Annotated in this window: 19 protein-coding genes and 2 pseudogenes; 2 read left to right on the top strand and 19 right to left on the bottom strand. The window is 28.0% G+C overall.

Annotated elements, in window-relative coordinates:
• The 11 genes and pseudogenes from IR152_RS03785 to IR152_RS03735 all read right to left on the bottom strand — a co-directional run.
• Window positions 1–834, bottom strand: an 834-nt coding sequence (locus IR152_RS03785; RefSeq protein ID WP_227450471.1) for an IS256 family transposase, incomplete at its 3' end; no start/stop codon positions are given.
• A gap of 585 nt (window positions 835–1,419) precedes the next feature.
• Complete coding sequence (locus IR152_RS03780; RefSeq protein ID WP_227450470.1) at window positions 1,420–2,286, bottom strand: cation diffusion facilitator family transporter; 867 nt, start codon at window positions 2,284–2,286, stop codon at window positions 1,420–1,422.
• Window positions 2,287–2,620: 334 nt separating this feature from the next.
• Complete coding sequence (locus tag IR152_RS03775) at window positions 2,621–4,168, bottom strand: glycine betaine ABC transporter substrate-binding protein (protein WP_227450469.1); 1,548 nt, start codon at window positions 4,166–4,168, stop codon at window positions 2,621–2,623.
• A complete protein-coding gene (locus IR152_RS03770) occupies window positions 4,161–5,297 on the bottom strand; it encodes an ABC transporter ATP-binding protein (protein ID WP_227450468.1) in 1,137 nt (378 codons plus the stop codon). The genes IR152_RS03775 and IR152_RS03770 overlap by 8 nt, the downstream gene beginning before the upstream one ends.
• A gap of 262 nt (window positions 5,298–5,559) precedes the next feature.
• Complete coding sequence (dinB, locus tag IR152_RS03765; protein ID WP_227450467.1) at window positions 5,560–6,657, bottom strand: DNA polymerase IV; 1,098 nt, start codon at window positions 6,655–6,657, stop codon at window positions 5,560–5,562.
• Between the two features lie 392 nt (window positions 6,658–7,049).
• A complete protein-coding gene (locus IR152_RS03760) occupies window positions 7,050–8,555 on the bottom strand; it encodes a DUF1846 domain-containing protein (protein ID WP_227450466.1) in 1,506 nt (501 codons plus the stop codon).
• Window positions 8,556–8,815: 260 nt separating this feature from the next.
• Entirely contained in the window at window positions 8,816–9,166 is a 351-nt protein-coding gene (locus tag IR152_RS03755) for a DUF6483 family protein (protein WP_227436740.1), read from the bottom strand.
• 221 nt (window positions 9,167–9,387) lie between these two features.
• On the bottom strand, window positions 9,388–9,579 hold the full coding sequence (locus IR152_RS03750; protein ID WP_003418667.1) for a hypothetical protein: 192 nt from the start codon (window positions 9,577–9,579) through the stop codon (window positions 9,388–9,390).
• 118 nt (window positions 9,580–9,697) lie between these two features.
• Window positions 9,698–9,971: pseudogene (locus IR152_RS03745) on the bottom strand (MBL fold metallo-hydrolase); the annotation flags it as partial.
• Between the two features lie 154 nt (window positions 9,972–10,125).
• A complete protein-coding gene (locus IR152_RS03740; RefSeq protein ID WP_227450465.1) occupies window positions 10,126–11,622 on the bottom strand; it encodes a 4Fe-4S dicluster domain-containing protein in 1,497 nt (498 codons plus the stop codon).
• A 281-nt stretch (window positions 11,623–11,903) separates the two neighbouring features.
• Entirely contained in the window at window positions 11,904–13,394 is a 1,491-nt protein-coding gene (locus tag IR152_RS03735) for a 4Fe-4S dicluster domain-containing protein (protein ID WP_227450464.1), read from the bottom strand.
• Window positions 13,395–13,860: 466 nt separating this feature from the next.
• On the opposite strand from IR152_RS03735, the gene IR152_RS03730 reads away from it, so the two are divergent.
• The gene (locus IR152_RS03730; protein ID WP_003418660.1) at window positions 13,861–14,061 is read left to right on the top strand and encodes a cold-shock protein; all 201 of its coding nucleotides are present in this window, start codon (window positions 13,861–13,863) and stop codon (window positions 14,059–14,061) included.
• 178 nt (window positions 14,062–14,239) lie between these two features.
• On the opposite strand, the gene speB is transcribed toward IR152_RS03730, so the two are convergent.
• The 6 genes from speB to IR152_RS03700 all read right to left on the bottom strand — a co-directional run bounded on the left by speB (window position 14,240) and on the right by IR152_RS03700 (window position 18,744).
• The gene (gene speB / locus IR152_RS03725) at window positions 14,240–15,118 is read right to left on the bottom strand and encodes an agmatinase (protein ID WP_227450463.1); all 879 of its coding nucleotides are present in this window, start codon (window positions 15,116–15,118) and stop codon (window positions 14,240–14,242) included.
• Entirely contained in the window at window positions 15,108–15,959 is an 852-nt protein-coding gene (gene speE, locus IR152_RS03720; protein WP_227450462.1) for a polyamine aminopropyltransferase, read from the bottom strand. Before speE ends, speB begins: the two co-directional genes overlap by 11 nt.
• 29 nt (window positions 15,960–15,988) lie before the next feature.
• A complete protein-coding gene (gene speD, locus IR152_RS03715; protein ID WP_227450461.1) occupies window positions 15,989–16,402 on the bottom strand; it encodes an adenosylmethionine decarboxylase in 414 nt (137 codons plus the stop codon).
• A 72-nt stretch (window positions 16,403–16,474) separates the two neighbouring features.
• Window positions 16,475–16,735, bottom strand: coding sequence for a hypothetical protein (locus tag IR152_RS03710; RefSeq protein ID WP_227450460.1), 261 nt, complete (start codon window positions 16,733–16,735; stop codon window positions 16,475–16,477).
• Window positions 16,710–17,456 (bottom strand): hypothetical protein, encoded by a 747-nt coding sequence (locus IR152_RS03705; protein WP_227450459.1) that lies wholly within the window; start codon window positions 17,454–17,456, stop codon window positions 16,710–16,712. The genes IR152_RS03710 and IR152_RS03705 overlap by 26 nt, the downstream gene beginning before the upstream one ends.
• Before the next feature lie 649 nt (window positions 17,457–18,105).
• Window positions 18,106–18,744 (bottom strand): GntR family transcriptional regulator, encoded by a 639-nt coding sequence (locus tag IR152_RS03700; RefSeq protein ID WP_311315424.1) that lies wholly within the window; start codon window positions 18,742–18,744, stop codon window positions 18,106–18,108.
• Window positions 18,745–19,309: 565 nt separating this feature from the next.
• Here IR152_RS03700 and IR152_RS03695 point away from each other — a divergent pair.
• A pseudogene (locus IR152_RS03695) lies at window positions 19,310–19,393 on the top strand (ribbon-helix-helix domain-containing protein); the annotation flags it as partial.
• Window positions 19,394–19,667: 274 nt separating this feature from the next.
• Here the strand turns inward: IR152_RS03695 and IR152_RS03690 are convergent.
• Window positions 19,668–21,533 (bottom strand): glycoside hydrolase family 13 protein, encoded by a 1,866-nt coding sequence (locus IR152_RS03690; RefSeq protein WP_227450457.1) that lies wholly within the window; start codon window positions 21,531–21,533, stop codon window positions 19,668–19,670.
• A gap of 4 nt (window positions 21,534–21,537) precedes the next feature.
• On the bottom strand, window positions 21,538–23,958 hold the full coding sequence (locus IR152_RS03685; RefSeq protein WP_227450456.1) for a glycogen/starch/alpha-glucan phosphorylase: 2,421 nt from the start codon (window positions 23,956–23,958) through the stop codon (window positions 21,538–21,540).
• Window positions 23,959–23,971: the final 13 nt, after the last annotated feature.

The raw sequence follows: 23,971 nt of genomic DNA, 5'->3' as shown, positions 1-23,971 counted from the left end.
CTTTAAATCTTTTGCAAATTCTTTTCTATTTTTATATGATACATAATTTAAAGTATTTCTAATTTGATGCACAACACATCTTTGTATTTCAGTATCGGGAAATACTGCTTTAATTGCATCAGAAAATACAACTAGTCCATCTACAGAAGCTATTAATATATCCTTAACTCCTCTGTTTCTAACATCTGTCAGTACCTTTAGCCAATACTTTGAACTTTCATTTTCTCCAATCCATATTCCTAAAACCTCCTTTATACCTTCTAAGTTAATGCCTATAGCTATATATGCTGCTTTGTTTATTATTCTACCTTCACTTCTAACTTTGTAATGTATAGCATCCATAAATACAATTGGATAAATCATATCAAGTGGTCTATTTTCATGAGCTAAAGGTATAACTCTATCAGTAATTTTAGCTATTAGTGAATGAGATATATCTATTCCGTAAATACTTTTAAGATGACTTGATATATCTCGAGTGGACATACCTTTTGAGTACATTCCAATCACCTGGTTCTCTATTCCTGATATATCATTTTCATAGTTTCTAATTACCTTTGGTTCAAAATCTCCATTTCGGTCTCTTGGAATATTTAAAGTTATTTCTCCAAAATCTGATTTAACATTTTTATTTCTATATCCATTTCTAGAGTTTTTAGTATTTTTATTCTTATTATCATACCTATCATAACCTAGATGGTCATCAAGCTCTGCTTCTAACATTTGATGAATTGTACTTGCAAATAAATCTTTTAACATGTCTTGTATGTCTGTAGTTGTTTTAACATCGTATTCTTCAATAAGTTTTTTTAATATTTCGTTTTTGTTAAACATAAAAAGTGTGCACCTTCCTTTTATATAGTGATATTTAATATTTTAATTATCACCATTTTTTAGAAGAATACACACTTTATTTTAAAGACCCTATATTTCTTTTTTACTTTCTATTGTTTTTAGATTTATTTCTCTAAAAGCACTCCCACCCATGAGAATGCTTAGTTATAACTATAGAAGTGTACTGCAAATACACTTCTATTTTTTATTATATCATCAATTATATTTTTATTGGATAATTTTAATTCATTTTATTGTTACAACTTCTACTATAGTTTTATTCTATTTGTTAATATTTTAGATACTCCTTATGTTTATGCTACTTCTATACTTTTCAAGTCGCTACCTTCTAATCATCAATTCTTAAATTTTGATACCTTAATCAAAATCATATTAAACATATTTTCTATATTTTTATAATTATTTTATATAAAGTATTCACTATATCTATTAACAAAATCTAGTGCCTTGTAAAGTGTATCAAACCTATCATTACCATTTACCATAGTATATTTTTCTTTAGTTATAAAACTTATCCTTTTTAGAAATAAAATAAGGAGCTACAATTGGCATTTTACAGTTAAATTAAAAGCTATAAAAAGGTTCAATATGGACTATTACTTGAGCATTTTCATTAATTTCTTCTTGTATTTGTTTCTCAATTTTGTGTGTTAAATCATGAGATTGTTCTACACTTATAAATGGGTCTACCATTACATGCATATCAATATAAATAGAACTTTTGCTACCTCTACTTCTTATATTGTGAACATCCCTTACCTCATTAAATTCAAATACAATTTCTTTTATATAGTCCTCATCTACAGCTACTCTATCTACCAAAATTCCAATAGATGGCCTAAATATTCCATAAGCTGAATAAATTATAAATGCAGAAATAATAATAGGAACTATAGATTCTATTATTACTGGAAATCCTAACTTAACACCAACCAAAGTAACCAATACTCCTAGAGATACAAATATATCACTTCTTGTATGCAATGAATCTGAAATCAAAACATAACTATTCAGTTTAGTTCCAACTCTATATTCATACATACATACAAAAATATTTATAAAAAGCGTAATAACTAGAGCAATTAAACTTTCTATAGTTATAGAAGGTACAATTGGATTAGTTATTCTTAATACTGCACTAAGAATTATCTTAATTGCTATAACAAACAACATACCACTTATAAATAGACTGGTTATAATTTCAAATTTTTTGTGTCCATAAGGATGATTTTTATCTTTTGGCTTAGATGCAAAGAAAATTCCTATGAGCCCCACTACATTTGATGCTCCATCTGACAAAGAATGAAATCCATCTGCTGTCATACTATAGCTTTTTATTTGATTACCAATAATGATTTTTAATAATGCTACTATAAAATTAGCAAATAAAATTATCCATAATACTTGCTTCACTTTCTTATAGTTATCCATAACAATTTAGCCCTCCCTTCGATTTAATCAAAAAAATACTATGTATCAATATCAATAAACTAGACAAAAAATTGTATATAAGCACATTTACTATATTTATATTCAAAATTGGTTGTACTTGTTCATTCTATTTGAAACTTAATTATAAATAAAAATCGTAGGTATGGTTTTGGTATACATAAAAATAATGGACTGTCCCAAAATAGAGATAAGCTTCTTTTTAATTGTTGAAAAATGATAAAATATATTTTATTTCATACAAAAGAGTGCCTCACGAACTAAAAAGTTCATTTTGAGACACTCCATTAAGTTTTTGATATAAACTATTAATTTTTTATACTAAACCTTCTTTAACTAAGAATGAATGAGCAACATCTTCTGGTGATTTACCAAGTTCATCAACTTGATAGTTAAGTTCTCTCATAGTTTCTTCGTTTATTTTTCCTGAAAGCATATTCATAACTTTTTCTAATTCAGGATATTTCTTTAAAGTATCTTCTCTTACTAATGGTACTGCATAATATGGTACAAAGAAGTTTTTATCGTCTTCTAATATCTTAAGATTAAACTTTTTAATAAGACCATCAGTTAAAAATGCATCTACAACCTGAGATTCATTATTATCTAAAGCTGTATATCTTAAACTTCCATTCATTGCTTTTACATCTTTGAATTTTAAGCCATAACCCCTAGAAAGTCCTATAAGACCATCCTCTCTATTTTCAAACTCTAAAGTTGGCGAGAAGATAAAGTCTTTACTATACTTAGTCAAATCAGAAATAGTATTTACTCCATACTTTTCAGCAGTTTCAGGCATCATGGCTAATGTATAAGTATTATTAAATCCAAGAGGGTCAAGTAGAGTTAACTGATTTTCTTTTTCCATAGTATCTTTTACAACATTATATGCTTCATCAGCATCTTTAATTGGAGAATGTTTCATTACATTTACCAAAAGTGTACCTGTATAGTCCACATACATGTCTAGTTCACCAGATTTAATTGCACTAAATGCAATAGATGAACCGCCTAGATTTAAATTCTTATTAACTTTAAGATTCGTATTTTTTTCTACTAATTCAGCATAAATATTACCAAGTATAAGCTGTTCTGTATAATCTTTAGAACCAATAGTTATTGTATCTTTTTTACTTGAAAAACTAGAACTAAAAGCAACAAACAACATTGAAACAACAACTACAACAGATATTACTTTAAGTGCTATATAATTTTTCTTTGGTGCTTTTGGATTTAACCCTTTTGGAGTAACTGCAACTTCAATCTTACTAAATAAATAATCAACTATTAATGCAATTATACATGATGGAACTGCTCCTGCTAAAATCATATTATTATTTACAGTTTGAACCCCTGAAAATACTAAATATCCTAAACCTCCAGCACCTATAAATGCTGCAAGAGTCATCAATCCAACAGCTGTAACTGCAGATATTCTAACCCCACCCATTATTATGGGAAGTGCTAAAGGAAATTGTATTTTAAATAATGTCTGATTTCTTGTAAGACCGATACCTTTAGCTGATTCTAATACTACTGGGTCAATACTGGTTATACCTATATACGTATTTTTTACAATTGGCAGTAATGAATAGACTACTACCATAAATATGGCTGGTTTACTTCCTATACCAAGTATAGGTACAAGAAGACCCAAAAGTGCCATAGATGGAACTGCTTGGACTAAGTTTACAAATCCAAGTACAAATTTCCTAAGAGATGAGATTCTTGAAATAATTATTCCAAGAGGAACACCAACTATTATAGCTATTAAAATAGATGTAACAGTTAGACTCATATGTTGTATTAAAAGTTCTATAATCTTATCTTTTTGTAACAGTATAAAGTTAAAAAAATTATCCAAGGACACTCACCTCCATTTCTAGGAATTGTTCACTTAAAACAGAAAGTAAACTACTTCTAGTAATAAGACCTACGAGTTTATTTTCATCAGAAATAACTGGAATATATCCAACCGAATTACGATTCATTACATTTAGTATTTCAACTAAATTATCTCCTTCATTTACATGCAAAGGCTCACTTGACATAATATCAGCAAGTAATATTGACTTATCATTAATATCTTTCATATCTTTTACAGTAACAATACCTTTTAATGTTTTAGCTCTATCTATGACTAGTAAGCTATCAACCTTACTTGTTCTCATAATTTCTATCCCTTGAGTTACTGTTCTAGTTGAGGTAACAGCAATAGGATTTTTTATCATAATATCTTTTGCTTTTATATATTCTGGATTATCCCAAACTCTATCTTCTCCAATAAAATCTCTTACAAAGTCATTTGCAGGCTTTCTAAGTATGTTTTCTGGAGTATCATATTGTGCTATTCTTCCATCCTTCATAATACAAATTTTGTCAGCTATCTTTAAAGCCTCATCCATATCATGAGTTACAAATATTATAGTTTTTTTCAATTCATCTTGAAGAGAAAATAATTGTTCTTGTAAAGATGTTCTTGTTATTGGGTCTAAAGCACTAAAAGGCTCATCCATCAATATTATTTCAGCATCAGTAGCAATGGCTCTTGCAACACCGATTCTTTGTTGTTGTCCACCACTAAGTTCTGAAGGATACTTATTTAAAAATTCATCACTGTTAAGCCCTACCATCTCAAGTAGTTGCAATGTTCTTTTCTCAATTTCTTCAACAGATTTTTCCTTTTTTAGGCGTGGAATTAGCTCTATATTTTCTTTTATTGTAAGATGAGGGAATAGGCCTGTGTTCTGTATAACATATCCTATTTTTCTTCTAAGTTCTATTTCATTTTCCTGAGAAATTGGTTTGCCATTAATATATATCTCACCAGATGTAGGTTTTATTAATTTGTTTATAAGCTTCAAGGTAGTAGTCTTCCCACAACCACTTGAACCAATCAAAACTACCAATGTACCTGTTTCTACAGTCAGAGAAATATCGTCTAATATAACATTATTTCCTATCTTTTTGGTTACATTTCTTATCTCTATCATAATTTATCATCCCCTTTTTTGAACAAGCAACCTTTGCCAATGTGATAAGTTGTTTTTATAATTATATCATACTATTTTATTTATGTAAATAAAGTACTACTTTTAGGTCAATACATGTCTTAATATTGATACAAATATAAAGTATTTATATATAGTATATAATATATAATGTAAAAAACAAAAAAGTATAAAAATATTCGTAAAATAACACTAGCCTCAATTATATAATATTAAAACTAGTGTTGATTTATTTAAACAAAACTCAGAGTTGAATACTATCCATGTACTCAAATAATGTAATATCTTTATAAGTTTCTTTTTTATCTCTTAAGTTTGATATTGTAACTCCCAATAGCCTAATTTGTTTTCCATTCATATCAACATTTCTCAATAAATTGTCTATACCACTTCTTATATCATTGTATTCGTCAATATAGTACTCTAAACTAAGGCTTCTGGTTATCTGTGTAAAATCCTCATATTTAATTTTTAATGTTAATGTTTTTCCAAACTTTTCAGAGCTTTTTAATCTACTACATACCTCTTCACAAAGTTCATCAAGAATGTTGCGTGTTTCTTCTTCATCAATATCTAAATTATGACTTAATGTAGTCTCTGCTCCAACAGATTTTCTAACTCTATTTGGTTCCACTGGTCTATCGTCTATTCCTCTAGCAAATTTATATAATTCGTAACCTCTTTTTTTAAATATATTTTCAAGTTCAAATAAATTTAAACACCTTAAATCGTATCCTGTTTTTATACCTAAATTTTTAAGAGTATTGGAAGTAACTTTTCCAACACCAAAAAATTTATTCACAGGTAATTTATCCAAAAAGTCTTGGGCATTTTCTTCGGTTATTACAGTTAACCCATTTGGCTTTCTTAAGTCTGATGCAATCTTAGCAAGAAACTTATTGTATGACACACCAGCTGAAGAAGTAAGACCAACTTCTCTAAATATATCTTTTTTTATTTGCTTTGCTATCTCAATTGATGAATCAATACTTTTTTTATTTTTTGTTACATCTAAGTAAGCTTCATCTAAAGATAATGGTTCAACTAAATCCGTGTATCTATAAAATATATCTCTTATTTGCTCTGACACACTCTTATAAACATCAAATCTAGGTCTTACAAAAACTGCATATGGACACCTATTGTAAGCTACAGCTGATGGCATAGCTGAATGAATACCAAATTTTCTAGCTTCGTAAGAGCATGTTGCAACCACACCTCTGCTTTGTGGATTTCCACCGACAATAACAGGTCTTCCTTTTAATTTTTTATTATCTCTTTGTTCTATAGATGCATAAAAAGCATCCATATCTATATGAATTATTTTTCTATGAAGTTCCATCCTTATCACCTTTTAAAGTATAAATAAATTAAATTTTATTTATATTACTTTTTAATTATACCAAACTTATGTTTCTTTTTGGTATTTTTTCATTATTTTCTTTATATATTCATATTTTCCATAAATAAAACCATCTATAATCCATTAACTTCAATATAATTTATAAAAAATCCTTAAAAACACTTGCAAAAACCATATAAAAGCTTTACAATAGGTATTCCAAGGAACTAAATTTAAAATTCCTTATGGATAACAGTATATATATTTAATTTAAATGGGATGTTTTAAAAACAAAAGACTGCCTTATACAAGACAGTCTACTGATTTTATTATAATTGTAATGGACTGCTCAAACTATTACTTTAAAACAGCCCATATTTTTTTATACAATTTTAACTATAGTAAAGATTTTGTGAAGGATACTCTGGGTCACAAGTTACATCTATACCAAGCTTTCTAAATGTTTGTTCATCATCTCTATTTAATATAGTAGTAGAATGAGATTGACACCCTTTTAATAATGCTAACTTTGCCATAGCAAATTGTGCAGTTGGATTAGTTACAGCACAAATACTAAGTGCAGTTAACACCTCTTGGCAACTAAGTGAAACATTTCTACTAGCTAAAGTCTTTGTTTTTAAGTTTATGATAGGTTCTAATATTACAGGTGATATTAAGTGCATATCATCGGATATATTGGCTAAATGTTTAATGGCATTTAATACTACTGCTGCTGTTCCATTCATTAAATCAGAACCCTTACCAGTTAATATTGTACCATCTTCTAATTCTAATGCAACTACAGGGCAAGTATCATTCTTGTCAGCACTTTCTTTCAATTTATTACTGTAGTTTCTAGCAGGTAATACAACATTTCTATCTTCTGGCTTTAAGTTAAGCTCTTCCATAATCATTTTCATTCTATCATAAGCACCTTTATCAACTTGTCCCTTTTTATACTCACAGGCAGTTTTAAAGTATCTTCTTATTATTTCTTCTGTAGAAGCTTTTCTTATTACTTCATCATCTATTATTCCAAATCCAACTCTATTAACACCCATATCAGTTGGAGATTGGAAAATTGATTCTTTTCCAGTTATCTTTTCTATTATTTTCTTAAGCACTGGGAATAATTCTAAATCTCTATTGTAGTTTACTGACATTTCACCATAAGTTTCAAGATGGAATGAGTCTATCATATTTACATCTTTTAAATCAACCGTAGCTGCCTCATAAGCTATATTTAAAGGATGTTTTACAGGTATATTCCAAACTGGGAATGTCTCAAACTTAGAATATCCAACTACATTACCTCTTTTATTTTCATGATATAACTGACTTAGACAAGTACCAAGTTTTCCACTATTAGGTCCTGGTGCTGTTACTACTACTATTGGTTTTGTAGTTTCTATATATTCATTTGCTCCATACCCTTCATCACTAACTATAGTATCAACATCTGATGGATATCCCTTTGTTGGATAATGCTTATAAACTTTAATTCCTCTACGTTCTAATTTATTTATGAATACAGTTGTAGCAGGTTGTCCTTCAAATCTAGTAATTACTACACTATTTACATCTAGTTCATAACCTCTTAAATCATCTATTAATCTTAAAACTTCCATATCATAAGTGATACCAAAGTCTCCTCTTATTTTATTTCTTTCTATATCTCCTGCATATACACAAATTACAACTTCAACTTTTTCTTTCATATGCTGTAATACTTTTATTTTTGCATTTTCATCAAATCCTGGTAGTACTCTTTTTGCATGAAGGTCTCCTATCAACTTGCCTCCAAACTCTAAATAAAGCTTGTCAAAATTGTTTACTCTTTCTAAGATATATTTAGACTGCTCTTCTAAATATTTTTTGTGGTCAAATCCTACTTTCATCTTAACACCTCACTAAATTAAATTTCTTATTGATAACAGTATATTTATATATATTTTTTTAGTAAAACATCTTATAAAAAAATGTTAATACTTTTTCACTCAAAGTAATATTATACAATTAAGATTAATTTTTTTCAAGATAGTTTTATAGCAAATAAGATATACTTATATAACTAATAAAATAAGAATATTATATTTTTATATATAAGTATAATATTCTCACCTTAGCATTAATTTATTTCAATATTCTCATATATCTTTTATTCTAAATTTAATACTTTCCTAATATCTTCTATCCCTTGATAAACTTCTTGTTTAGAAAAATTCATAGCTTCTAATTCTTCATCAGTTTTTTCCATAAGCATAGTATAAAATTCTATTGCTATATACTGCATATTTTCACTATTTACAGTCTTAGCCTTGTCAAATAAAATTTCTTCTGCTTCGTTCACATTTCCCTGAAAAACCAACCTTTTCAATGTTATAAGTATAACTTCTTCTTCTGTATTATACACTAAATCTTTTTCTTCGTATTCACTGTATTTTTTCCCCAATAAAAATCTTGCAACCATAAGTTTTATCTCATTGAAAATCTTATCCACTATAGCCATTTTTACATCTCCTATAAATAAAATTTATTTTCTTTTTAATTATATCAGACTTTATAGTAAAAATTATTATATGTAAATGAAATAATCCAAAAATAAATTTTAAAAATAAAAAAAGAAGGTAGCGGGGGATTTCCGACTACCTTCAAACACTAGATTGTGATTGGTTTGGTATTTTATTTATACCCACCATAAGCTTTGTTAAATCATTTAAATTGATTTTTTTAGCATCCACATCCTCCATCAAAAACGTCACCACATTCACAAAGTATTAATAATAATATTAAGAAAGGTATCCATGCACATAAGTCCATTTCAGCCCAACAATCTTGGAATGCTAAGAATAAGAAGAATAATATTATTATCCACCAAGCACATCCACCAAATCCGCCTTCACCAAAAAATCTATCCAACATAATATGTTACCTCCTAGTCATTTTGTATGTGGAGTTTCAACTCCTAAAATATACTATGTTTAAGAGGTAATATTTGCTAATGATTTTTTTAAATTTTTTTAGATATTTTTAAAAAAAATTATTGATTTACACTCAACGTCTTACCATCACTTTTAATAAATATATCTCCATTAGAAGTCAAAAATGTTTTTATATTCAACTTTTTCAATATTTTTAAAGCATCTTCATCTGGTTCTTTTTTCCTCTGCATCTCCTGCAAATAAAAACTTATGTGTTCCATAATTTATACTAGTGATTATTGAATAATCATTTGAACTCTCATACTGGCTTTTTGAAGCTGGTTGTATGTTTATTTCTGCACTATTGATTACAATATCCATCTTCTCTTTTAGTTTTTCTTCATCCAAAATCTCCTATAAATTTATTTATTACACATTTATAGTATAACAATCTTAACTCTGTAAAATACACATATAAAAAGGGCAAATTCTAGGCATATTTGTGGCATGGAAAAAAAGTTATACCGTTCTTTTCTAAAAATTAAGATTATCTTTCTAAATTTATATCTTCAAATTCTTTAATCTTATCATTAGATAAAACACTCTTTTTAGTTGATTGTCCATTTTTTCTATCAAAAGTATTTTTAGCCTTTACACCTGATAAAAACTTACCTGCTCCATTAATACAACCTTCTTCACACATCATTCCTTCTATAAAATTACCTTCTAACCTTCCCAATTTAGCCATTGTCATTGCCTTTTTAATTTGTCTTGGACCAGATACTTTTATAGGTTCAAAATCAAAACTAATCCCCTTCTCGGCAATATAATTCTGTATTGATTTAGCAAGTCCACCAGATGCTCCAAATCCCCTTCCAAAAATCGAACCATCATTTATATCTTCATTTGAACATTTTGATAAATCTATATTAAATGCTTCAAATAATGCCATTAGTTCTTCAAAAGTGAGTACATAATCTACTGAATCTTTTAAACACTTCTCTGTTGCCTCACTCTTTTTAGCTGTACATGGCCCTATAAATACAACCTTGGCATCAGAATCAAATTTTTTTACTAATCTTCCTGTTGCTACCATAGGAGATACTGTAGATGATATTCTATCTTTTTCATCTGGGAACATTTTCTCTATATACTTAAAAAATCCTGGACAACATGAATTTGTCATGTAATTATCTCCTGATTTTATTCTTTCAATAAACTCATTACTTTCATGAACTGTAACTGCATCTGCTCCACAAGAAGCTTCTATCATATCTACAAACCCCAATGATTTTATAGCATTTTTTAATTGTCCATATGTAATATTACTATCGATTTGACCTGTTATAGCTGGAGCTACTATCGCATACATAGTTTCTTTTTTTGCAAGCTTTTTTGCAACAGGTACTATCAAACTCTTGTCAGATATTGCTCCAAAAGGGCATGCTGACATACATGCTCCACAATTTATACAATTATCTTCATGTATCATAGCTTTCATAGTGTTTCTATTAAAATCCAAAGCTCCTGTTGGACAAACACTCTTGCAAGGTCTTACAACTTCTGATATAGCATCATATTGACATGAACTTTTGCACATTCCACAGGCCTTACATAATTCATGATTTATATATGCTCTTCCATTTATATAAGAAATTGCCCCAAACTTACATGCTTCTTTACATCTATGAGCTAAACACCCTCTACAAAGCTCTGTAACTGTAAATTCATTTATTGGACATCTATCGCATGCTGCTTCCACTATATATATAATTTGCTCATCTGTGTCCAAACTAACTGAATCTGGATTTATATCTCCATATTTACTATTTGGAGTTAAACTTAATGCAAGTTGCGCTCTTTCAAGAACTACCTCTCTCTCTTTATAAACACAGCATCTATATCTCGCCTTTTCTCCTTTAATTATTTCATATGGAATTTTTTCTATATTTTCTTTTGTTAAATTTTCTTCAATAGATAACTTTGCCACTGCTGTTAAAACTTCATGCTTCAACCTTTTTAGTTGCGTTTCAAACTCAAACATAAGTAATCCTCCCTATAAATCACATCTTTTTTGCTATATTTATACTATTATGTATATTGTATTTTTTATTTATTTCTACAAATTATTATAACATAGGCATATACTTTGTTAAGTTATATACAAAATATTATATATGTAATTTTTATTTTAAGTGTATATAACTTTTAATTTTGATTACTCAATAATTAAATATATAAATAAAAATAGAGTTGTCCAAAAGTTAAACTTCAACTTAAAACAACTCTCTTAATAATATGTATTTTTGTTACTTTGTATTATCTTTATTTTTCTAAATTTATGTTACTAAAATCTTTTATCTTTGTATTTGCTAAGACACTCTTCTTAGTTGATTGAGAATTTTTTCTATCAAAAGTGACTTTAACCTTTGCACCCGATAAGAATTTACCAGAACCATTTATGCATCCACCTTCACACATCATTCCTTCTATAAAATTACCTTCTAATTTTCCTAAATTAGCCATAGTCATAGTTTTCTTGATTTCTCTTGAACCAGAAATCTTTACAGGTTCAAAATTAACACCAATACCTTTTTCAGCAAGATAGTTCTCTATAGCCTTTGTAAGACCTCCAGAAGCTCCAAAACCTCTTCCAAAAATTGATGCATCATCTATATCTTCATTTGAACACTTAGCCAAATCTACATCAAATGCCTCAAATAATGCCATTATTTCTTCAAAAGTAAGTACATAATCAATAGCTCCTTTTAATTCTTTCTTAGCTGCCTCACTCTTTTTAGCTGTACATGGTCCTATAAATACAACTTTAGCATCTGGCTCATAACTTTTTATGAATCTACCACTAGCTATCATAGGAGACACTGTAGAAGATATTTTTCCTACATGATTTGGGAATGTCTTTTCTATGTAACCAACAAATCCTGGACAACAAGAATTTGTCATAAAATCTTCTCCCTTTTCCATTCTTTCAGCAAATTCTAAACTTTCATGAACTGTAACTGCATCTGCTCCACAAGCTGCTTCTAATACATCAATAAAGCCTAGTGATTTTATAGCATTTTTTATTTGACCATATGTAACATTTGCTTCAACTTGACCTGTTATAGCTGGAGCTACTACTGCGTACATTTTCTGTTTTTGAACTAATTTTCTAGCCACAGGAGCTATCAGACTCTTATCAGATATTGCTCCGAATGGGCAGGCTGACATACATGCACCACAGTTTAAACATTTATCTTCATGTATCATAGCTTTCATATTCTCTCTATCAAATCCTAATGCATTAGTTGGACAAACACTCTTACATGGTCTAACAACTTCGGAGATGGCATCGTATTGACAAGCTTTTTTACACATTCCACAAGCCTTACATAATTCATGATTTATATAAGCCATTCCTCCGACATGTGTTATAGCACCAAATTTACAGGCTTCTTTACATCTATGTGCTAGACATCCTCTACAAATATCGGTTACTGTAAATTCATTTATTGGACAACTATCACATGCAGCTCCCAAAATATATATAATTTGTTCATCTTCTTCTATATCCATAGTATCTAAATCTATCTTATCTTGACCTGGTTGTAACCCCATACTTACATTTACTCTCTCAGATATTATGGCTCTTTCTTTATAAACACAACATCTATATGTAGGTTTCTCACCTTTTATTATTTCATACTGAATATTATCCATTGCTTCTCTTGTAAGGTTATCTTCTTTTCCAAGCCTAGCTATTGCAGTTAAAACATCATGTCTTAATTTGTGTATTTGTGTTTCAAATTGAAACATTTTAATACCACCCCCGTAAATGATTTTATACGATACCATTATAACACAATATTTCCTTTTATTAATATATACATAAAATATTATATGTTTAAATTTTATTTTATCGAATATATATAATATTTTTTTATTTTATTGTATAATATTATTGATATTTCTGAAATTTCACTATTTTTATTTTTAATTTACAACCGAATATATAATATTTTTTATTATATATTTTAATTTTACTTTTTACTTATAAGCATTTTTATTACATTTTTTGATATTAAATTCATTGTTCATATTCATACTTTCGTCAAATTTTATACTACTTCTCGCTATATAATTTAACAATTTTTATTAAATTCTAAAACTAATTAATTTTTTTAAAAATTTTATTTGCTTTTATTTAAATTTTATGATATATTAATAGTACAGACTTATTTTTTTAGTTTGTATTTTTTAATAATGCGGAGGTTTTCTTATAATGAAAAACGGAATAGTAAAATGGTTTAACAATGAAAAAGGATTTGGGTTCATATCTGTAGAGGGAGAAGATGATGTTTTCGTACATTTCTCAGCTATACAAAATGATGGATACAAAACTTTAGAAGAAGGCGAAAAGGTTAGCTTTGATATAACTCAAGGTAATAGAGGACCTCAAGCTGAAAACGTAAATAGAATATAATTATTTAATTTAAATATATATATTTTAGAAAAGGAGCTATAGAAGGCTCTTTTTTGTTGTTCATTATATTTATTGTTCATTACAAAAATAAAAAGTTACTTTAAAAAATGTTCAACTTAAAACAACTTTTTTAAAATAACTTCTTGTATTATAATATATATTATCCATATAAAATACTCTATCTAATTTTATCAGATATTATCAAACATAACTCTCTTAAGATTTTACAGGCTATAATTGTTGATACGCCTGTAGTATCATAATCAGGGCTTAACTCTACTATATCACAACCAACTATATTTATATTTGAGTTTTTTATAATCTTAAAAATCTCTTGAAATTCTCTATAATTTACACCACCAGGTTCTGGTGTACCTGTTCCTGGAAATACAGACGCATCCAATACATCTAAGTCTATAGTCAGATAAATATTCTTTCCACTTAGCATATTAACTATATTTTCAAATGTATCTATTCCTCCTATTTCCATGTATGTGTGTTTTTGCTCTATAGCAAATTTAAATTCTTCTTTTGTACCAGACCTTATTCCAAATTGAAATATTTTATTATCTCCTACAATATCCCATATCCTTTTAATTACTGTTGCATGAGAATTTTTACTATTATTATATTCTTCCCTCAAATCTGTATGAGCATCAAAATGAATTACATATATATCATTATACTTTTCATATACTGCTTTAAAAGCTGGTAATGTAACTAAATGCTCTCCTCCAATCATAAATGGCACCTTTAAATCCCTAACAATCTTATATGTTTCTTGATAGATTTCTTTTAATACTTGTTCTGTACTTCCAACACTAATTTCTAAATCTCCATAATCACATATATTATAATCTTCTAAATCCAAGTCTAAAAAAGGGCTATATGTCTCAAGACCATAAAATTCTTTTCTCATATAACTACTTGCAAATCTAGCTCCAGGTCTATTTGAAGTAGTTCCATCAAATCCAACACCAAATACTATCAGATTAGATTCTTCATAATTTTTGTCCATACTCATAAAGGTATTCATATGATAGAAATTATTGTTCATTTAGCATCTCCTTTATGTATTGAGGCAACATAAATGAACCTAAGTGTATATTACTATTATAATATTTAGTTTTTAAATTTAATTTCTCCCATCCATTCATATCTTGATTTTTTATTGGATTAAGTTTTTTTGAAGCAAATCCAAACAGCCAATGACCAGATGGGTATGTTGGTATATGTGCTTGATAGACTTTAGAGATTGGAAATATTTCTTTTAACTTTTTATTGGCTCTTTTCATCTCCTTAGCATTAAAATCAAAATATGGACTTTCACTTTGATTTACCAAAATTCCATCATCAGTCAGTATTCTATAACAATCCTTATAAAAATCAGTTGAAAAAAGACCTTCTCCTGGTCCTATTGGGTCAGTTGAGTCTACTATTATCAAATCATATGATTTATCACAAGCACACTTAACAAAATTAACACCATCTTCAAAATATAAACTTACTCTTTTATCATCTAATTTACATGAGCATATATCCATATATTCCTTAGATACATCTACGACCATTTTATCTATTTCAACCATGTCAATCTTTTCTATTTGAGGATAACGGCTTAATTCTCTTACTGTACCGCCATCACCTCCACCTATAACTAACACTTTCTTTATGTTTAAATTTGTAGCCATAGGGACATGAGTTATCATCTCATGGTATATAAACTCATCTTTATATGTTACCATCATTAATCCATCTATCGTTAGAAACTTTCCAAATTCATCACTATCGAATACATCTATCCTCTGAAATTTAGACTTTCCCTCAAATAAGTGCTTATTTACTTTTATAGAAAATCTTACATTTTCTGTCCATTCTTCTGTATACCAAAGTTCCATATAATAATCCTCACTTCCTCTTATATATTTTATACTGCTTCTGGTTTATGAGTAATCTTACCCAAATCTTTTTTTGAATATTTTTTAATTTTTGTGGTTAAACCTCTTGGAATTTCTGTAGACTCACTTCTTTCAGACTTTAAAAGTTGTTCTAATAATTCAAAACTCTTCCATGGGTCTATATCACCACAAGTAAAAAAATCTGCTGCTGCATAACCATATTCAGGCCAGGTATGTATTGTCAAATGAGATTCAGCAATTATAACAGCTCCTGAACCCCCCCAAGGATTAAAATGGTGGAATACAGAATCAACGATTGTAGCTTTTGCACTTAGTGCTGAATCATTCATAAAATTTTCTATAAGATGTGGGTCTTTAAGTATGTTTTCATCACAATTATAGTATTCTACTAGTATATGTCTTCCTAGTGTTTCAAATTTCATTTCAATCCCAACTCCTTTATATTTTTAATAAACTCTATTTAATAAACTTTTAACCTTTCAAAATAAAGTAATTTATTTTATTACTAGTATTCTATCTAAGTTTTTATCTTGTACATCTGTCAGATATGCATTGCTATTTTTTAAGAAAATAATATACTCCATAATTTCTTCTGTTATCAATTCTCCTGGAGCAACAATTGGTATACCTGGTGGATACGCCATTATTGATTCTCCACAAATTCTACCTATACAAGAATTAATTTCTACGCTTTCTTTTGGTGCATAAAAAGCTTCTCTTGGATTAAGTTTAATGGTTGGATTTATTTGTTCCAATAGACACAAGCGCCAGAATATTGTACGAATCTCCTAACTCTACTTGAATTGAAAAATTTTTATATAATAAATCGTAAACTTCAAATCCAGTCAAATTTAATTCTTTTACATTTATACACAATTTTGTTTCGTCTATAAATTTAACACCTTTTTGTTTCAATATTTCAGTAGATAAGACTTTTATTCCATCAATTTTGTTCAATCTAGATTTTGCATACCTAGATAGATTTAATGCTTTTGATAATTGCTTTTCCCCATTTTCAACTAGATTAACTCTAGCACCATCTATACTTGCCATAAGCAAATAAGATGCAGATGTTGATTGTAGCATATTGATTGATTGGAGAACCTTTTCAGACCTTACATTATTTCTATTCAATAAAAGTGCTGAAGATTGTGTCAACGCTCCTCCAGTTTTATGTATACTTACAGCCACCATATCAGCTCCCAAACTTATTGCAGAAGGAGGTAAATCTAAATCCTGTGCATTTCTTATAACTCCATTTGGAGCAGATACATTGTCCATAGTTGGTGATGAATTTATATCCATTTTCATGATACTTTCACCTAGATATTTATTTAATATATCTACACCTCTATTTTTTACATGTCCAGACACATCAAAACAAGCTATATCTTTCTCTGAGTATTCCTTTAATGACTCTAATAATGGAGCACACTCATAGCTTAATTCAACTGCATTTGCAAACTCACTATCCATGATTTTAAATTCATCCCCTCTCTATATTCAAACATTTTTAATATTTATTATTTATTATTTCTATTTTTTATTTTTACTTTTATTAAACTTATGATATTTATTATATTAACATTTCAATATTTTTACAAGTATTTTTTTAAACTCACTCAAAAACATATACCTTAGTTATATCAATATTTATAAACTTTTTTGTTTTTTATTGTTTATATTAATTTTTTTAAAAATTAGTATTTATAAACTTTTTTTTTATTTTTTCAATATTTTTCTTTTTTTTAGATTTAGTAAGCTTTTGAGTTTACTTTTTTTAATTTGTAAGTATTTTATTACTAAACTTTTATATTATTCTTAGTCCATATATCAAAATTCTTAGTTTAGTTAGACTAAATAATTTTCCTATTTTCGTATTTTAATTTTATATTAAAATTTATTAAATTTTTTTAATTGATAAAATAAATTCTATATTTATAATATTGAAATCCTATAAACTTTTTGATTTACGTACGTTTGTTTTAATATACCTATTCTATCATAGTATTTTAGGGTTTCTATTCGTATTTTAAATTAAATTAATTCTTATTTTTATTTTAATAATTAGCAAAAAATAATAAAATTATATAAAAAATAAAGAGAAACTTTATAGAAGCTTCTCTTATTCCATATCTGATATAGGTATCGTTTTCCAATGCTCTTTCAAAATTCTTTCAACATTTACTAAATCATTCTCTCTCATAAATTTTACTACCTCAATATGTTGATTATTACTGTATTCCAGCATTTTATATAACGCATTTTCATTATCACTAGTATATGACTTTGACATAAAATTATATCTTAAAGAGTTCAATAGATTTATTAACACTTGATTATCTGATTTAGTTATGTACATATCGTGAAATTCACTACTTAATTTTAAATAGTTATTGTAATTTTTATACTTTATAGAGACCGTCATCATCTCTGTTAATTCTTCCATTTTTGTTAAGTCTGATTCAGTTAAATTTTGTAATGCTAAAGAACCGGCTAATGCATCCAATACTCCAATTACAGAGTAGGTGTCTAATTTTTCCCTTTCTTGAAATTCTTTTACTACAAATCCCTTATTAGGTATCTTTTCTAGTAAATTTTCACCCGCCAACCTCGTTAATGCTTCCCTTGCTGGTGTTCTACTAACTCCGATAGATCTACAAATCTCAGATTCAGTAATTCTTCGATTTGCTTCATACTCTCCATTTTGGATTTTCTTTGATATATAGTCATATACTTGAGTTGTAAGTGGGTCTACCTTCATAAGATGTTCCGTTACCAAAAATCTATAAATTAAAGATTCCTGTTTCTTTTCTACTTCATAGTGTCTTATTTTGCCTAAGCTACTATAATTTGCTATAACACTCCATAGACTTTTTATACTACCACAATTGCTACACATTTTACTTGAAGGATAGAATGTTGGAACTTGAACGAATTTTATTCCTTTCCACTCTCATTCATATTTTATTTTCTCTATAAATGTATAAAATCCTTGTTGTTGAATTGATTTAGCTAAATGTCTACTTTTCATTATATTCTTAACCCCTCCATCACTACTATTGACGGTTTGATTCTCACCATCTTATTAGTAACTTGGTGCATATGATTTAACCTAATATTTTTAACTTTTCTATGAAGTTTTTTAATCTTTAATTCAATTTTTGAAATGTTCTTAGTTTTTTGGTAACACCCTCCTTTCCTATTATTTTCATATTTTCTTGAATATTGTCTTTGTCAATCTTTTTAATTCATAAAATCTTATCTTATCATATCTACTATAGAGAATATTAAATACCATCAATGCTAAACTTTGAGAAAAATTACAACAGTACTCAAAAGAAATTCAAATACCTACATCTAAATTACTAGATAAAGCTATATCTTTATTATTAAAATCTACTAAAAAATAGTAGCTTCTTTTAGATTTTTACATATTTATTTTAACTGTTTCATCCCTCCATATTAAGATTATAAAAATCTCCCTATAATTTGGGTAAAGAGGTTACGTTTTATCTAACTAATTTATATAATATCACAATTATGACATTTTTTACACTTATTTGTAATATTTTGGAATACTAAAATTCTAGAGATGATTTACACAAAAAAATATAGAAAGATTTTGATAATTCGAAATTTTTCTATATTTTCTGTTTTCTATTTATTTTTTCCAAACTCATATATTTAATTTACTTTAAAAACTCCAAATGATTTAGAGTCTAAATCTACTTTCAATTCATTATTTTTAATTTGTATAGTATTATTTATATTCTTAGGACTATACTTTATAGGTATTTCCTCAATAAAACTACCCTCTATATTTAATGATATATTTTCAATATTATCACTTCTATTTACTAAAATTAATATTCTATCATTATCTTCATTAAATCTAATAAATGCAAATACAGAATCAGTTGTAGTATATACAAATTCTGTACCTCCAGAGCTTAAAAGTTTATTTTTATTTCTAATTTTTATAATATCCTTATAGAAGTTAAGCATATCTTCATCTTCATTTTTCCATGGATATGTCCTCCTATTATCTGGGTCAACGCCTCCACAAAGACCTGCTTCATCTCCATAGTATATATATGGTACCCCCTCAAATGTCATCTGTATAGCTACAGCAAGCTTCACTAAGTCTACATCATCATTTAATTCAGTTTTAACTCTTGTAACATCATGTGTTCCAATTAAATTTAAATTAGACTTAAATGATTCTTTTGGATAATTTTCTTTAATCTGCATATATCTATTACAAAGTTCACATGAATTAATTTCTCCTTTTAAGAAAGAAAACATATTATTTCTAAAAGGATACCCCATAACAGAATCTAATTCTTCACCTAATAGATAGCTTCTTCTTTGCCCATAGCTAATCTTATTTGATGCATCTTCCCATACTTCACCTATAAGAATTGAGTCAGTATCAGCCTTTTTTAGTTCTTTTTTTAGCTCTCTTATAAACTTAGTTGGTAGTTCATCTGCTACATCTAATCTCCATCCCTTAACGCCCATGTTTATCCATTTATTTATAACACTATCTTTATCATATATTATATAATCCATGTAACTATTTTCTAATTCATTTATATTTGGCAATGTCTTAACATCCCACCAACTTTTATACTTTTGAGGAAATTCTTCAAACATATACCATGAATAATATCGAGATTCTTTTGATTGATATGCTCCTAAGCTATTATAATTTCCATACATATTAAAATATTTACTATCTGCTCCAGTATGACTAAAAACTCCATCCAATACTATTGATATACCTTTTTCTTTTGCCTTATTAATAAGTTCTTTAAATGTATCTTCATCCCCAAACATTGGGTCAATTTTCTTATAGTCACCTGTGTCATACTTATGATTACTAGAAGCTTCAAATATAGGGCTTAGATATAGTATAGTTACACCTAATTTTTTTAGGTATCCAAGTTTATTGATTATTCCTCTTAGATTTCCACCATGGAAATCCCATCTTATAATATCTCCTTGACTATCCTTTATGTACATAGGTATATCTTCCCAATTTCCATATATGAAACTATTTTTTTTAGGATTATCAACCTTACCATTACGATTCCCATTATTGAACCTATCTACAAATATATGATAAAGTATTCCTTCTTTGTACCATATTGGTACTTTAAAATCTTTGTAAACAGTAATTTGATATTTATTAATATTATTATAATCATATTCACAAGAGCATCCATTCTCTCTATTCTTTCCATAAAGTATAGTCTTTTTGTGACCATCCATTTCAACATCAACTTTAAAATAATAAAAATAAACACCTGTACCATCAAACTTTTCAATCTTACCACAAAAGCACTTTCCAAGTTTATCATTATTTAATTCTTCATTTAAAGTTATTGTTCTCATTTCTTCTTCTCTATTTATTTCTAGGGAAATAGACTTGACATTGTATCCCTCATTCACTTTAACATAAATGGTCAATTCTTCATCAAATTTTAAAGCTCCAAACGGAGCCTTAAAATTTTTATCCCAAGAGTTATATTCTATTACACTTTGCATTTAATCACACCCTTTTAAACCAAATGTCTTTTGCATACTCAGAAATTGTTCTATCAGAAGAAAAAAATCCAGAGTTAGCTATATTAACTAAAGACATTTTATTCCATTTTTCTTTATCTCTATATAACCTGTTTATATCTGCTTGAGCTTGACCATAATTTTCAAAATCTCTCAATACAAAATACTCATCATTGTAAGTAGTGAGTGAATTATAAATACTTCTTCCTTCTTCGCCAAGATTAGGAATAAATCCATTTATTAAATCATCTACGACCCTTTTTATATTCATATTAGAATGATACAAGTCAAGTGAAGAATATCCACCATACTTATTATAATTCAAAACTTGTTCTGCACTAAGCCCAAATAAAAACATGTTTTCTTTACCCACTTGTTCACATATCTCCACATTTGCACCATCAAGTGTAGCCAAAGTTATGGCACCATTCATCATAAACTTCATATTACTTGTTCCAGATGCTTCCTTTGTTGTAGTTGAAATTTGCTCACTAACATTTGCTGCTGGTATTATTATCTCTGCTAGTGATACCCCATAGTTCTCTAAAAATACTACTTTTAACTTGTCCCTTACTCTAACATCATTGTTTATAGTACTTGCAACAGAATTTATAAATTTAATTATACACTTAGCTAAATAATATCCTGGTGCAGCTTTTGCACCAAATATAAAAGTTCTCGGGTCAATATTTAAATTAGAATTATCAAGCAACTCATGATACATATGAAGCACATTAAATATATTCAACAATTGTCTTTTATAAGCATGTAATCTCTTAACTTGAACATCAAATATTGAACTTGGGTCGATATTTAAATCGTATTTACCTTTTATAAACTTTGCTAAATTTGCTTTATTATCGTATTTTATATCATCAAGTTTCTGTAAAACAGAAGAATCATTTTTAAATTTTTCAATATTCTTTAATTGTAAAGTGTCTTTCTTCCACGAATCACCAATCAAATCTGTAATTAAATTGCTAAGTTGAGGATTTGAACTTATAAGCCATCGTCTATGTGCAATTCCATTAGTCTTATTATTAAATTTATTTGGCTCATCTTTATAGAAGTCTTTCAATACCTCAGTTTCAAGAATCTGAGTATGAAGTTTAGCAACCCCGTTTACACTGTGACTTGTTACAATACATAAATTTGCCATGTTGATGTTGTCCCAGTGTATTATACTCATTCTATTTATTCTATCTTGGTCATATCCTTTATTATTTAACTCCTCTACATATCTTCTGTTTATTTCTTCTATTATCATATAAATTCTTGGTAATAGCTCTTTCATCATACTTACTGGCCATTTTTCCATAGCTTCTGACATTATAGTATGATTAGTATAAGATACTGTTTTTTTAGTTATTTGCCATGCTTCATCCCAAGATAGGTATTCTTCATCAAGCAAAATTCTCATAAGCTCTGGTATACATAACGTAGGATGTGTATCATTTATATGGATAGCTACCTTATCAAATAAATTATTGATATTCAATTTATTCTTTTTGTATTTTCTTATGATATCTTGTATCCCTGCACTTACAAAAAAGTATTCTTGTTTTAACCTCAATAACTTGCCTGCGTAATTTGAATCATCAGGATATAGTACCTGTGATATTTCCTCAGTATAGTACTTATGTTTTAAAGCCTCTTCATAGCTACCAGAATAATTTAGAGCATTTGAAGTAAGTTCACCAAAATCTCTCTTTGGTATTTCACTCTTAAACAATCTTAAAGTATTTATACATTGATTTTGGTATCCGATTATTGGTATATCATAAGGCATTGCCATTACAGGAAGATAGTCTTTATGGATTACTTTTAAGTGACTACCTTCCCTGATTAATTCCACCTCACCACCAAACTTCACCATTGTTGCTTCATTTGGTCTTACAGTTTCCCACGCATATCGTCCTTCTGTAAGCCAGTTATCAGGCACTTCTACCTGATAACCATTTACAAATTTTTGTTCAAAAAGACCATATTTATATCTTATTCCATATCCTTGACCACTTATATTCAAAGATGCCATAGAATCTAAAAAGCAAGCAGCTAATCTACCAAGCCCACCATTTCCTAAGGCTGGGTCTACTTCAGCTTCAATTAAATTATCTAAGTTAATTCCTAATTCTGATAAACCTTCTCTAACTTCTTCTTCAATATTTAAATTTAGTAAGTTAGATTTTAATTGCCTTCCTATTAAAAATTCTAAACTAAAATAATAAACTTCTTTTTTCTTATCTAACTTTGTAGCAACCCATTTTTTTGCTATTTCATCTTTCAGTAGACTACATAATACATTTAACAATTGTTCATCAGTAGCTTCCTTGATAGATTGTGCATATAAGCTATACATTTTTACTTCAAATTTTTGCTTAAACTTCTTTTTGCTTATTGTTACCAAAAAAACCACTCCT

The organism is Clostridioides sp. ES-S-0108-01 (assembly GCF_020662285.1).
Classification (GTDB): Bacteria; Bacillota; Clostridia; order Peptostreptococcales; family Peptostreptococcaceae; genus Clostridioides.
The sequence above is the reverse complement of the archived record's forward strand: the minus strand, read 5'-3'. Positions and strand labels throughout refer to the sequence as shown.